At 44.1% G+C, this 14825-nt stretch carries 11 protein-coding genes; 9 read left to right on the forward strand and 2 right to left on the reverse strand.

Going from position 1 to position 14825, the window contains the following annotated elements; translation table 11 throughout:
* Window positions 1-14: 14 nt before the first annotated feature.
* Complete coding sequence (locus ACXACS_RS10600) at window positions 15-2177, forward strand: prolyl oligopeptidase family serine peptidase (protein WP_474806401.1); 2163 nt, start codon at window positions 15-17, stop codon at window positions 2175-2177.
* A gap of 153 nt (window positions 2178-2330) precedes the next feature.
* Window positions 2331-2687 (forward strand): hypothetical protein, encoded by a 357-nt coding sequence (locus tag ACXACS_RS10605; RefSeq protein WP_474806403.1) that lies wholly within the window; start codon window positions 2331-2333, stop codon window positions 2685-2687.
* A gap of 90 nt (window positions 2688-2777) precedes the next feature.
* On the opposite strand, the gene ACXACS_RS10610 is transcribed toward ACXACS_RS10605, so the two are convergent.
* Together ACXACS_RS10610 and ACXACS_RS10615 are read right to left on the reverse strand one after the other, a co-directional pair.
* Window positions 2778-5072 (reverse strand): TonB-dependent receptor, encoded by a 2295-nt coding sequence (locus ACXACS_RS10610; protein WP_474806405.1) that lies wholly within the window; start codon window positions 5070-5072, stop codon window positions 2778-2780.
* A 260-nt stretch (window positions 5073-5332) separates the two neighbouring features.
* Window positions 5333-6322 carry a GlxA family transcriptional regulator gene (locus ACXACS_RS10615; protein ID WP_474806406.1) on the reverse strand — a complete coding sequence of 330 codons (990 nt, stop codon included), beginning with the start codon at window positions 6320-6322 and terminating at the stop codon, window positions 5333-5335.
* A gap of 142 nt (window positions 6323-6464) precedes the next feature.
* On the opposite strand from ACXACS_RS10615, the gene ACXACS_RS10620 reads away from it, so the two are divergent.
* The 7 genes from ACXACS_RS10620 to ACXACS_RS10650 all read left to right on the forward strand — a co-directional run bounded on the left by ACXACS_RS10620 (window position 6465) and on the right by ACXACS_RS10650 (window position 14797).
* A complete protein-coding gene (locus ACXACS_RS10620) occupies window positions 6465-8267 on the forward strand; it encodes an acyl-CoA dehydrogenase (RefSeq protein ID WP_474806408.1) in 1803 nt (600 codons plus the stop codon).
* Between the two features lie 75 nt (window positions 8268-8342).
* The gene (locus ACXACS_RS10625; protein WP_474806410.1) at window positions 8343-9110 is read left to right on the forward strand and encodes an SDR family NAD(P)-dependent oxidoreductase; all 768 of its coding nucleotides are present in this window, start codon (window positions 8343-8345) and stop codon (window positions 9108-9110) included.
* A 150-nt stretch (window positions 9111-9260) separates the two neighbouring features.
* Complete coding sequence (locus tag ACXACS_RS10630) at window positions 9261-10022, forward strand: SDR family oxidoreductase (RefSeq protein WP_474806411.1); 762 nt, start codon at window positions 9261-9263, stop codon at window positions 10020-10022.
* A gap of 25 nt (window positions 10023-10047) precedes the next feature.
* A complete protein-coding gene (locus ACXACS_RS10635; RefSeq protein WP_118494392.1) occupies window positions 10048-10506 on the forward strand; it encodes a YaiI/YqxD family protein in 459 nt (152 codons plus the stop codon).
* Window positions 10507-10854: 348 nt separating this feature from the next.
* Entirely contained in the window at window positions 10855-12732 is a 1878-nt protein-coding gene (locus ACXACS_RS10640; protein WP_474806413.1) for a hypothetical protein, read from the forward strand.
* A 23-nt stretch (window positions 12733-12755) separates the two neighbouring features.
* Entirely contained in the window at window positions 12756-13337 is a 582-nt protein-coding gene (locus ACXACS_RS10645; RefSeq protein ID WP_474806415.1) for a cohesin domain-containing protein, read from the forward strand.
* Between the two features lie 347 nt (window positions 13338-13684).
* A complete protein-coding gene (locus ACXACS_RS10650; RefSeq protein ID WP_474806416.1) occupies window positions 13685-14797 on the forward strand; it encodes an IS4 family transposase in 1113 nt (370 codons plus the stop codon).
* Window positions 14798-14825: the final 28 nt, after the last annotated feature.

Consider the following 14825-nt stretch of genomic DNA (forward strand, 5'->3'; position numbering starts at 1 on the left):
TTGAGGAATAAAACATGAAGAAAAATCTAATTTACGCTGCGGTGGTTGCAGCATCTGCAGGCTTAACCTTGGCCTGTACAAGTTCAAATACCCCTGAAACTAATTTGGCTGAAACTGAAACCCAAAGCCTTGCTATGCCGAAAGTTCCTGGCTACCCATCAACCAAAACCGTTGCGCAGCAAGATAATTATCACGGCACTATGGTAAACGACCCCTATCGTTGGTTAGAAGACGAAAAGAGTGAAGAAGTTAAAGCTTGGGTCGATTCGCAAAACACTTTGGCTCGTCCTTATCTAGCTAATTTACCCTCTAGAGAGCTTTATAAAGAGCGTTTAACCGCGCTGTGGGATTATGAAAAGTATTCGACACCTTATATGGTGAACGGCAAGCTGTTTTATTCTTATAACGACGGCCTTCAAAATCAGTATGTACTTTATATGGCCGACGGCGTGAACGGTGAACCTGAAGTACTAATCGATCCGAATACGTTGAGTGATGACGGCACCGTGTCAATGGCGTCGACTGAGCTCAGCCCTAAAGCGTCTTATCTTGCCTACATGCTGTCTGATGGCGGAACCGACTGGAAAACTATCCACATTCGTAACACCAACAGTAAAACAGACTTAACCGATACCATTGAAGGCATTAAGTTTTCAAATATTGCATGGCTTCCCGATGAAAGTGGTTTTTTCTATTCTCGTTACCCAAAAAATGAGGCGGGTAAATACGATGATAGCCAAACTGTATCTATCTATTTTCACGCGATAGGTACAGAGCAAAGTGCAGATAAAAAGGTCTTTGCATTTGAAAATAAACCCACTTGGAACCCGTACCCATCAGTTGTGCAAGACGGAAATACTTTGCTTATATCCGTTTTCGAGGGGTACCAGGCTAACGGTGTCTACGCTAAATCTCTTGAAAAAGAAAACAGTGAGCTTGTTGCCGTTTTCGACCAATGGGATGGGCGATACGATCTAATTGGCGAACACAAAGATGCGCTATTTTTTAAGTCTACTGCAGGCGCGCCAACAGGTAAGGTTATTAAGGTTGATTTCGATGGTGGCGTTAAAGCAACGGAAACCGTAATTGAAAGTACACCAGATACCTTGTCCAGCGTGTCACTTTTAGGTGAAAAGCTATTTGCTCAGTATCTAAAAGACGTTAAAGGGCAGGTGAGTGTCTTTGATTTAAGTGGCAAAAAAGTCGATGAGATTGCGTTTTCCGATATCGGGAGCGTGAGCGGTTTCTATGGCGGTAAAAATGCAGGTACCACTTTTTATAAACTTACTGGGTTTACTAACCCGGGTCAGGTCTATGCCTATGACGTTGAAAGTGGTGAGTCATCACTATTTAAAACTATCAACACGGGTATTAACTACGACGACTATGAAACCAAGCAGGTGTTTTATACCAGTAAAGACGGCACTAAAGTTCCCATGTTTATTGTGCACAAGAAAGGCTTGAAGCTAGATGGAAATAATAAAACGTTACTGTACGGGTATGGTGGTTTTAATATTTCACTGCTGCCCCGCTATTCAGTATCACGCATGGTATGGGTAGAGCAGGGCAATGTACTGGCCATAGCTAACTTACGTGGTGGTGGTGAGTATGGGCAACAATGGCACAAGGCTGGGACTAAGTTAGATAAGCAAAACGTATTTGATGACTTTATCGCAGCGGGCGAGTATTTGGTTGAAAGTGGCTATACCAACCCAGACATAATGGGTATTCAAGGTGGCTCTAACGGCGGGTTACTTGTGGGCGCAACACTAACCCAGCGACCTGACCTCTTTTCTGCAGCACTACCTGCAGTGGGCGTGTTAGATATGCTTCGCTACCACACGCCAAGTGCAAATGCGCGAGCATGGTCTTCCGATTACGGCCTAAGTGAAAACAAAGACGAGTTTGATGCGCTTTATGCTTATTCGCCACTTCACAACACTAAACCTGGCACTTGCTATCCGGCTACATTAATCACGACAGGTGATCACGATGACAGAGTAGTACCGTGGCATAGCTATAAGTTCGCGGCGCAATTACAGGCAGATCAAGGATGTGATAATCCAGTACTGCTTCGTGTAGAAACCCGTGCGGGTCACGGCGCAGGCACGCCAACGTGGATGCGAATTGAGGGGTATGCAGACCAGTGGGCGTTTTTAGAATCGGCGCTTAATTAACTTCTCATTATTTCGAAAGAAAACAAGCCGCTGTAAAAAGCGGCTTTTTTGTTTGCATTTTAAACAAATGACCATATACTGTATAAATATCAGTATGGTTTATTTTGAGTCTTATTCGGTTGGGCTACTTCGAACAACCTTTAGGAGAAAATTATGCAAACAGGCATTAAAGCGGTTGATCAACTTATTTCAAAACACGGCATTATGGCTGATTTAGGTGCAGACACGTTTCAACGCCGTACTCGCCTCACCGGTGGTGATGAGCGCGCAAACGCACTGCCTTTTTGTATGTATCAAAAAGTGGCACATGCCCCTTTATCAAAGCAATTTACCGTGCACCATTTTTATATGCCGGGAAATAAAGGAAAGTTAGCGAGCTTTTTGTTTGATGAAAAAGGACAATTAATAGAACAGGTCTACTATCAAAAAGTCGCCCGCTGGGTACAGGTGTGCAGAAAGCTACAGCAGTTAGTGCAAATGCCTACGTCTGATGTTCATATGGCGGCGTAAAAGACATAAAAAAGCGGTGCCGTTTTTCAACGCCACCGCTTTTGATAATCCAAATAGCTACGATAAATGAAAGTAGCTACTTATCGTTGCTTAATAGTAAGTGTACTTGAACTCAACACCCCAAACGCGCGGCTCATTTACGATACCTGTAAGGTTGTTGAAGTCGATTGCACCTTTAACATTGTCTTCGTCAGTAATGTTACGACCAAATAGCGCTACCGTGTAGTTGTGCGCAAAGTTTTCGTAACCAATACGTAAGCCGCCTTCAAAGTTGTCGTCAGTAGTGAACTCAACCGCTTCGTATAGGAAGATGTTTGTTTCACCTTGGAACGCCCAATCAGTAAATACGAAGAACTCGCCATCATCACCCATAGGGATGGTGTAACGTGCAGTGAAGTTAAAGATAGACTCTGGCGCCTGAGGGAATGGATTGCCATCTATAGAGGCTACAAAACCGTCTGGACGAGGGTCTGTTACTGTACAGTTACCGGTAAAGCCGCTTGCAGCGCTAGTACCACAAGGTGCAACCGTTAGAGAGTCATCTTTGATCTCAGTGTGGTTATAGCTGTAGCCAGCAGTGAAAGTTAGTTCATCAGTCGCTAGCCACTGCGCGTCTACTTCAAAACCGTATGCTTCACCTTTGTCAGCATTTACAAGGGCAGTAAAGTTGTTGCCACCACCAATTGCTGAGAACTGCATGTCATCTACCGTGTAGTAGAATGCTGCAGCGTTTAGGCGTAGTGAGTCATCGAATAAGTCCGACTTAATACCAAGTTCAAATGAGTTGATCGTTTCTGCATCTGCAACGGAAGGCGAACCTTCGAATGCAACGTCACGTCCTTGAATTGTTTGAGCACGGAAGCCGTTAGCGTAGCGAGCAAAAACAGACATATCATCAGTAACGCGATAGTTTGCACTTAATTCAAAGCTAGTTTGACCGTCATCTACGTCAATGTCTTCATAGTCTTGAACTTGAGCTGCGCCAATTACTAACGCAAAGCCGTCAACGTTTTGATCGCCAACTACTAAGCTTTTAGAGTCGTGGGTATAACGAATACCGCCCGTAACGTTTAGTTTTTCGTTAACTTGATAAGACGTCTGACCGAATACTGCCCACGTTTGGTTTTCGTGGAATACGGTTGTTGCACCAAAGAATCCGTCGATGCTGGTAACGTTAAACGATGCGTCATAGTAGAACGCACCTAACTGCCAGTTCAAAGCATCGCGCGTGTTGCTTGAAAATCTAAATTCTTGGGTGTATTGCTCTAGGTCATTTAGGTTATCTTGCGTTACCGCAGAGAAAGGAATAAAGCCAGGGCCTGTTTCTTCAGCAACACCGTCGAAATTAGTATCGATGAAGTAGCCACCATCAACGTCGCCTAGGCTTGAACCCTCAGCAGTCTCAATCGCTGAGATTGACGTGAAGGTAACCTCATCCATGTCGTACTCTAGTTTAAGTGAAGCACCAAAACCGTCGTATTCTTGTGGGTTGTTATCAATACCATCGCCTTCTAGATCACCATCGTAGTATACGGTTTCGCGATCATAGTTTTCGTTTAGCTCGTTGCTACCTTTGGTAAATACATTAGCGCGGAAAATAGAGGCTGTGCCTTCAAGCTCACGACCGTGTACATTTAGAAGGGCAGAGAAGTCAGCTGATGGTTCCCAAAGAAGCTGTAGACGATAAGCTTTTTCGTCGTAGCCACCGATTGCATCGTTTTCGCCTGTAAAGGCATTATCAATGTAGTCGTCGCGTTCTTGTGATAGCAATGATAAACGCGCAGAAAGCTCGTCAGTAAGACCACCGCTAATTGCGCCTTCAAAATTCATAGTACCGTAAGAGCCAAAGCCAGCTTTCGCGTAACCTTCTACATCTTGTGTAGGCTTTACGGTATCAAATTTAATGATACCTGCTGTGGTGTTTCGACCGAAAAGAGTACCTTGTGGACCGCGAAGTACTTCAACTTGCTGTACGTCGAAAAGCGGGAAGCTTTTAAGTACTACGTTTTCCATTACCACTTCATCCATGATAATAGATACAGGCTGTGATGCAGCTAGGTCAAAATCGGTATTACCTAAACCACGAATGTAGAAGCGTGGTGCAACGCGTCCGTTTGAAGACTCGGCATAAAGGCCTGGAACGCGAACCGCTAAAGCAAGAATATCTTCACCGCCTGAGAAAAGGCTTTCGAATTTTTCACCGCTCAATGTCGCAACAGAAATAGGTACTTCCTGTATTGATTGAGTACGCTTTTGCGCAGTTACGGTAATCTGTTCAAGTGAGGCTTCTTTTTTTTCTGTCGATGCGGCCTCTTGTGCAAGAACTGAAGAGCTGAACGCAGCACTAACGGCTAACGCTAGCGTGGCGATTTTGTGTGTTCTCATGTTTCCACCAAGATGATTTATAAATTATACTTTTGTAGTGTTTTTAGCACAAAAATTAACAATCTATGCTTGGCGTTGCATTTTACACAAACTTTTAAATAAAAACTTCATATTTGTGCAAAAAAAGGTGTGAGTTAGTCGAAAGTGCACAATATTAGGTACTGCTAATGTGGCCTGAAAAGTGTGATGCACGGTCTTAGAGCAATCATTAGGGAAAATGATATTTTTTGGTGTTTGTTTGCAAAGCGATTTAGGCGTCCTCACGCGCGCTTGAACTTTGTTCGATATTGAGAAGGCGACAGCCCCGTATTCTTTTTAAACAACCGGGTGAAAGAACTCAGGTCTTCATAGCCTACCGAATTGATCAATTGCTCTAGCGGCATGCTGGATGTCTCGAGTAGTTTCCTTGCATGCTCAATTCGCAGCGATTGTAAATACTGGCCGGGCGTGGTGTCGCAAGCACTTTTGAAACGTCGTATCAATGTACGTTCTGTCATATTGTGCCGCACTGCTAGATCATGAAGCGTACATTTGCTTTGTAAGTTTCGTTCCAAAAAAGATTGGACCGCTTTAATAACTTTGTCGTTGTGGAATCGTCGTTGACGACTACTTGCATACACTGTTTGGCTAGTTCTGGACACATCCAACACATGAGACTTTGCAGTATCGCTGGCAATTTGGTGACCACAGTAACGCTCTATTAAGAGGATCGACAGGTCAATCCATGCCATACCGCCGCCCGCGCAATAGACGGTGTCGTCCTCTGTCACCATTTTTTCTGGCTGCAGATTTACACTTGGAAACATGGCTTCGAATTTATCAGCATAACCCCAATGAGTCGTTGCGGTTTTATTGTTAAGTAAACCTGTCAGCGCTAATAAAAAGTTACCCGTGCAATTAGCTGCTATATCCGCTCCCATTTTTTGAAGGCGCTTTATATGAACCAGCAGCGGCTGTGTATCATTCAGTACCTCATCAATATCGCCACCGATAGTTGGAATAAGCAAAACATCGGTGTGAGATACATCTTCAATAGCAATATTCGGCTGTAGCACAACTTGATTGGAGCAAAGAATAGACTGCCCGTGATGACTCGCCAGTTGAACTTTAAATTGTGGTGCAGTGGGCAAATTGTGAATTCGCTGCCAGCTAATACCAGCAAAAGCAAACACATCAAGTGCGCCAGTAATGGCAGATGCCAAAGCTTGATCGAAACCAAGAACGGTAACAGTGAATTTAGTGCTATTCATAAAAATAATTAAATTTATAAAAGAAAATAAAACACAGTGATTGTTGGCGGTATCGGCCATTATTGTGTCATAAATGACAATAATGACATGATAACGAATATGACACAATGCGTTAACAAATATTCGTAGAGGACAGGACACCATGGCCGACCAACTTATTCCCCGCCGTGAAATGCAGTTTCAGCTGTACGAGGTATTGAACACAGCAGTACTGTGCGAAAAGCCACGTTTTGAAGAACACAATGTTGAAACCTTTAACGCCGTTATAGATATGGCGGAAAAAATGGCAGAAGAGCTGTTTCTTCCTCATAACGCAGTAGCTGACAAAAATGAGCCTACGTTTGATGGCACTAAAGTGTCGATGATCGACGAAGTGAAAGTCGCTTTCGATACGTACAGGGAATCAGGCTTTATTGCGGGTCACTTCGATTTTGAAGATGGTGGTATGCAGCTTCCCGTCACCGTGATGAACGCATGTGCAGGCTATTTCTTAGCGGCAAATCCTTCGTCTACTGCATATCCTTTTTTAACTGCGGCTGCCGCCAATGTAATTAAACACTTTGCCTCAGACGATATCAAAAGCGCATTTTTACCAAAAATGCTAGCAGGTGACTTCACTGGAACAATGGCGCTTACCGAGCCTCATGCGGGCTCGTCACTTGCTGATATTCGAACCTCTGCGAAGCCACAAGATGATGGTACGTACCGCATCAAAGGTAGCAAAATTTATATCTCTGGCGGTGAACATGAGCTTTCCGATAATATTGTTCATTTGGTACTAGCAAAAATTCCTGGCGGTCCGGCTGGTGTTAAAGGCATTTCACTATTTGCCGTACCTAAGTACCGACTTGATGCTGACGGTAACCCAGATGTACGCAATGATGTAACTCTTGCCGGCCTTATTCATAAAATGGGTTATCGAGGCACCACTTCAACTGCGCTTACGTTTGGTGAAAATGGCGATTGCCACGGCTACCTAATCGGAGAAGCCCATCAAGGTTTGCGCTATATGTTCATGATGATGAACGAAGCGCGCATTGGTGTGGGCTACGGTGCGGCAATGATTGGGTATCGCGGTTATCGCTATTCACTAGAATATGCTAAAGACCGTACACAAGGGCGCGCCGCCCCGAATTTAGCTCCTGAAGACGATCCAACCCCTATTATTAATCATGGTGATGTCCGTCGTATGCTCTTGGCGCAAAAGGCTTACTGCGAAGGCGGTATGTCCCTTTGCTTATACGGCAGCATGCTCATCGATGAGATGGAAACCGAAGTCGACAGTGAAAAACGTACCGAGCTTTCTCAGCTCCTTGACCTTTTAACCCCTGTATTTAAGGCGTGGCCATCAGAGTTTGGCCCTAAAGCTAATGACTTGGCGATTCAGATTTTAGGCGGCGCTGGCTACACCCGCGAATACCCGGTTGAGCAATGCTGGCGCGATAACCGGCTAAACCCAATTCACGAAGGCACCAACGGTATTCAGGCGTTAGACCTGCTAGGAAGAAAGCTGTGGCAGCACGACGGTAAAGGTTTGCAAGTTTTGCTAGCGCGAGTAACAAGCGACATGAAGCGCGCAGAAACGCCTAGAGCACAGGCGCTGGCAGCAAAATTAAAACCTTATTTAGACCAGCTTGGTGCACTTATACAACAAGCTGCTGCAGACCTGCGCTCTGATAAACAGTCTGTGTTGCTAACCAACGCAAGCTGCTTCTTAAACATTTTTTCAAGCTGTGTAGTGAGTTGGATTTGGCTGCGCCAAGCTAACGTCGCCGAGCAAGCGTTAAGTAAGGGTGCAGGCGATCAGGATGTTGACTTCTACGAAGGAAAACTTGCCGCAGCAGAGTATTTTTTAAATTGGGAACTACCGCTAGTAAGCCGCGACATAGAAGTACTGACGTCACGAGAAGCATCTTGCAACAACGTTAAGGCGAGCTATTTCTAAATTTATATTATCACTATGTGCGCAATTGGCATTGGAGAAAATGCAGCGTACACAAATTAAACTGGAGTACAGCTAATGAATGTAGCTGCAAATGTTGAAGGTAAACATATTCTTATTACTGGTGGCGGGTCAGGTATTGGTGCCGCGTCAGCTCGCGTTTTAAGTGCACGTGGTGCAATAGTAGGTATTGCCGATCTAAACGAAGAGAACGCCAAAACACTGGCTGAAGAAATTATTGCATCAGGTGGTAAAGCCTATGCTGTGGGGGTTGATGTTACCGACCCTGCTCAGGTCAAGGCGATGTTCGAAACGGCCCTTTCTCATCTTGAAAAGATAGATGTGATCATAAACAACGCGGGTATCGACCATTTTCCTGCGCCTCTTACCGAAGTCGACGACGCTATGTTTATGAAAAACATTCAGGTTAACTTGGCAGGCGTTTGGTATTGCATGAAAAACGCGCTGAAGCATATGACCACTACAGGTGGCGGTCATATAATCAATATCGCTTCTGTAGCAGGGCTACGCTCAGCGCCAATGATAAGTGCTTATAGTGCGTCTAAACACGGGGTAATAGGGCTGACTAAATCGGCAGCGGTGGAATACGCGCGAGCGAATATTCGTATCAACGCGGTATGCCCGAGTTTTGTTGATACGCCTATGGTTCAAGGCGTTTTATCTAAATTAGATGAATGCGGTCAAAAAGGGTTAATTGCAGCCAACCCAATGAAACGCTTGGGTAAGCCTGAAGAAATTGCAAATGCTATTGCATGGCTGTGTAGTGATGAATCGTCATTTATGACGGGGCAGTCTGTGGTACTTGACGGCGGTATGTTGGCATAAGCGCCAAGTGTGATGAAGATAAAACGATAAGCTTTTGGGGGGCGTATTTTTAAAGCCTTTAAAAGACTTATTACACGACAAATGCAGCTATCGTAGATAGGACACTGAGATACGTAGTTTGCGTAAAAATGGCAAGAGAAGGAATGTTTGATGAACAACCTATTTGATTTAACAGGAAAAGTTGCACTGGTTACAGGTGCTAGTCGCGGTATCGGCGAATCTATAGCGCGGTTGCTGGCTCAGTATGGCGCCCACGTTATTGTATCAAGCCGCAAAATTGACGGCTGTGAAGCAGTTGCTTCTTCAATTCGCGACGCAGGTGGTAAAGCCACAGCGCTGGCTTGTCACGTAGGTGAAATGGAGCAAATTACCGAAGCATTTGATGTCATTAAACGTGATTTCCGCAAGTTGGATATTCTGGTAAACAACGCGGCGGCAAACCCTTATTTTGGACATATTTTAGATACTGACTTAGGCGCTTATAACAAAACCGTAGATGTGAACATTCGTGGCTACTTCTTCATGTCGATTGAAGCAGGCAAAATGATGAAAGAGCAGGGCGGTGGCGTCATACTCAATACCGCTTCAGTAAACGGCGTAACGCCGGGCGATATGCAGGGTATCTACTCTATTACTAAAGCGGCAGTTATTAGTATGACTAAGTCGTTCGCTAAAGAATGCGGTAGCTTAAACATTCGCGTAAACGCATTACTGCCAGGTTTGACCGACACCAAGTTTGCGTCAGCGTTAACAACCAACGAGCAAATCTTGAAGCACGCGCTGAAAGTTATTCCGCTAGGCCGCGTAGCAGATCCAGACGAAATGGCGGGCACAGTTTTGTACCTAGTGTCAGATGCTTCAAGCTACACCACAGGCACGACAGTAGTAGTAGATGGTGGTATGCTAGCGTAATTAGTTTCAATTACGAGATACGACCATGCATATATGGGTTGACGCCGACGCGTGCCCTGCGGTTATCAAAGACATTCTTTTTAAGGCAGCTAGACGTACCAAGCTGCCTTTGTCTTTGGTGGCTAATCATTTTATGTCTGTCCCACCAGACAAACACATCACCTTAACGCAAGTGCCTTCTGGCTTTGATGCTGCTGACGATTACATTGTAGAGAAGTGTGAAGCGGGTGATTTGGTAATAACCAACGACATCCCATTGGCTGCTGATGTTCTGGCAAAAAACGCGTTCGCATTAAACAACCGCGGTGAGGAATACGACAAGTCGTCTATCAAGCAGATTTTAGGTATGCGAGACTTCATGGACACCATGCGTTCAAGTGGCGAACACACAGGCGGTCCAAAGGCGTTCTCCCAGCGCGACAAACAAAACTTTGCCAATGCGCTAGACCGCCTCTTAACCCAAGGCCTCCGCAACCTCAAATAAAATATTGGGGTCAGAGTACTTTTTTAAATATTGGGGTCAGAGTACTTTTTTGCAGAATGAAAAGTACTCTGACCCCATTTTTTTAGTTGGATGACGAAGTCTGGCTATAAATATTTGTACAAAATGCGTCCAAAAATTTTACACTTCATTATCTTGCCTGCTCTCCTCATATATAACTATCTGACTATGTTTGAAAAATGTTTTGTGGCATGCATCATGCTGCAGGGCATTTTGTGAGGTAACACCATATTTCAGAAGTCGTGAAGTATTTAGGTTGTTGAATGATGTAGGAAGCAGTCCTCACGTCAAATCAAAATAAATACATTAAGTAATTAAGGATAATGAAATATGTGTTATTCAAAACAATTAAAGCCCCAAAAGTATTGTAAATTTATTGCTCTACTCTTTATTGCTACTTCCCTATTGTCCACTCATTTGGCGAGTGCACAACAGGTAGATAACAAAGGTACTGAGTTTATCTTGGCGTTTACTCCTAACTTTGATAACTCCGGCTCTGTTGAAATACACTTAACAAGTGAGTTCACGACAGACGTCACATTAAATTACCCTCTGAACAGTCCTACATTTACAACCGTTGAAACAGTATCGCCGGGAAGCGTGACAGTAGTACAGATTCCAATCGACGCTATATCAACGGTTGTTGTGGATAGCGTGCAGAATAACGCGATACATGCATTTGCAGAGAATGAGTTCGTGGTGTATACGGTGAACAGGCGCACTGCGTCATCTGATGCGGCTTTGGGCTTACCTGTTGATACGATGAATACTCGGTACATTGCTTCGACCTACAATTCTGCAGCGAGAGGAGCGCAGCTCGCTATTTATGCCTCTCAAGATGACACGCTCGTAACGATAACACCCAGCAACAATATGATAGGACACGTTGCGGGCGTGCCGTTTCAGGTTTCTCTAAATAGAGGTGAGGTGTACTTTGGTCGCTCTACTGCTACTTCTGGTCCATCAGGGTCTCTTACTGGTACTTTGGTTGAGGCTACTAAACCTATCGGCATGGTAAATGGAAACGGGTGCACAAATGTTCCTACAGGTGTAAGCGCTTGTGATCACATCTATGAGGTGGCCCAGCCGGTTCAATCTTGGGGGCTTTCTGCTTCTGCAACAGGACTTCCAAATCGTCCTAATGGAACGATATACCGAATTGTAGCATCTGAAGATAACACTTCAGTTTCAATCAACAGCATCTTTCAAGGGACAATTAATACGGGAGAGTTCATTGAAACGTCTTCATTAACAGGTAATCTTTCGTTTACCGCTGACAAGCCTATTTTTGTAACTCAATACATGACAGGTCAAAGTAGTTCAGGAGCAACTCTAGGTGATCCAGCAATGGGTAACATGATTCCTTCTGAGCAGTATTTGACAGACTATACATTCTCAACGGTTGGCGAGTCACAGTTTGTACAAAACTTTATTACGATTATCGCGGCAAACGACGACGTTGGCACGTTGTTGTTAGACGGTGTTCCAGTTCCTGCTGAAAGCTTTACGCCATTTCCAGATATTCCTTTTTCATCAGCAATCGTGGAGCTTACGCAAGGAACTCACACGACTTCCTCATTGAATCCACACGGTATAACTATTGAGGGATTTAATAACTTCGACTCCTATATTTATCCGGGTGGTGCGTTGTTTGAATTTATCAATGCTCAAGGTGACCCATTCCCACCAACATGTTCTGCAAGTGTAGGTTTAGAAAGTGCGACTGGTTCAGTCAGCGATTTTGAAAACGACGAAGATGTAAATGGAAACGGTGTTTTGGATGCAGGAGAGGATTTAAATAACAATGGCGTGCTTGACGCAGACACCGGTGTTTTTTTCGTAAACACCTTATCGAGCGACAACGTTAATGTATCCGTACAAAGCTTTGCGCCAGGTGCTGACACCGTTAGTGTAAGTGTCAATGTTATTGACCCTCAGCTTCCCGCTTCTGCGACTTTAGAGGGGCAAGATGGTGCTGGTAACATTTGTTTGTTAGACATTTCCTTTGATGATGAAGAACCAATGGCGTGTGATGTGGATGGTGATGAAAATGTAGATATGGACGATCTGCTTCTTATAAGAGCGGCCAGAAATATGCCTGCATTACCAGGGGATCCTAGAGACAACGACGGAAACGGAGTCATAAACATCCTCGACTTTAGGCAATGCTCCATTCAATGCACTCAAAATCGCTGCACAGTTCTTTAATAAATTTTAGAAGGAATTAGATAATGAATTTAAAATCAAAAATCGTGAACTGCGTGTTTGTATTATCCACACTTTTTGCAACTTCAGCCAACGCAGTGTTGATAACGTTATCGCCAAGCTCTCAAGAAGTCGGGATCTTCCAGTCAGTCAGTGTTGATGTTTTTGTTTCAGATTTAAGTGATACACAGGCTCTTGGTGCTTTTGATCTAGAACTCTTGTTTGACCCAAATATCGTAACGTTTAACAGCATTACGTTTGGAAGTGGTTTGGGATTCAGTTTCCAAGATACCTTCTCTGTAAATAGTGGGACACAAGCAGTATTAGAGTCGTCTTTAGAGTTTCCGAGTGATTTATTAGCATTTCAGCTCAATGATTTCTTATTGTTTACCGTGAACTTTGTATCCACAGGGTTTGGTGAAACGTTAGTCAGTCTTCAAAACGTAATATTGGGTGATGAAAATGGACAGGAGATAACCGATGTCAGCTTCAACTCTGCCAACATTAGAGTGAGTTCTCCAAATCTTGTGAATGAGCCTTCTCATATCGCGCTTTGTTTAATTGCTTTGTCATTTTTGGCCTATCGTAGGAAAAAAATGAAAAGTTAGTCGAGTTCAAACTGCTGACAAAAGGGCAAGCTATTGAGCTTGCCTTTTTTAATAGCTTTAAACTAGAGGTCAACCACTTAGTTTCAATAGCGCTAGTACGTAGCCAAAAATTGGGGTCAGAGTTGATTTAGCGTAGAAGAAGAGATGAGGCAGAAAAGTACTCTGCCCCAAAATTAATGGGGTTAGAGTTAATTTAGTGTTTAATAAGAGGGGGGGCAGAAAAGTACTCTGACCCTGAGGTATCCCCACAAATAATATAACGATATCAGTGAGATAAAAAAAGATAGGAACATTCATGACGTTTGGTGATCAGATCAATCGCCAAACTTCACCGAGGCCAAACAGTCATGAATGCCCTATCTATTGTGAACAAAGTCGTTACGCTTGTCAGCTACAATATGCATAATACTCGTCTAAATGCGATAACGGCATGCGTTAACAGCCTGCTTAATGGAAGCGCTGCAACCGTAACCAGCATAGGTCGAGGAATTAGCACTAAAGCCTATGAAAAACATCGAATTAAACGTGCTGACCGCTTGCTCTCAAACTCGCATTTATTAAGTGAAACACCGTTTATCTATGCATCTATATGCCAACTATTTTGCAGCGGCACATCACGCCCTGTTATCTCAATTGACTGGTCAGATTTAGACGACCGCAAAGCGCACTTCCTTTTGCGCGCGGAAATATCTTTAAAAGGTAGACCCATCACACTTTATCAAGAAGTTCACTGCAACAAGACCAAAGAGAAACCCGCCACCCACAAGGCATTCTTAAAGACGTTACACGCCATGTTACCTTCAAATTGCCGACCCATTATTGTCACCGACGCAGGGTATAAATCACCCTGGTTCAGGGAAGTATTAGCGTTAGGCTGGGATATTGTCGGAGGGGTTCGAAAACCGCATTTTTACTCACTCGACAGCGGCAATACGTGGCAGTGTATTCGTCATCTTTATGCCCAAGCGACCAGTCGAGCAAAGCGTTTTGATAACAGCCAAATAGCGAGAGGTAACCCCTTTGCCTGTACGTTAGTCCTGTTCAAACAGAAAACGAAAGGACGCCACGCTTCAAATCCAGATGGTACACGCAAAGCTTCAAAGCGCTCGAAAGTCCATGCGCAAGGCGCGAAAGACCCGTGGCTGTTAGCGACATCACTAGAATCTCATCGACGTTTATCGAAACAGGTTGTTGCTATTTATCGCCAGCGCATGCAGATTGAAGAAGGCTTTAGAGACATGAAAAGTACCAAGTTCGGGCTTGGCTATGAACAGAATAAAAGCGTGAAAAAGCAACGTCTAACAATACTGATATTACTTACTACGTTAGCGTCACTGGTTGTTATCTTATTGGGTATGGTGGTCGTCTCTTCGAATAAACATCGGCGCTTCCAAGCAAATACCGAAACCAGAAGCGTGCTGTCATGCCACTATCTCGGCATGAGAGCTGTTGCTTGCTGAATACTATTCACTATGCGACAGTGGAAAG

The organism is Alteromonas sp. AWM4_230, from assembly GCF_056158305.1.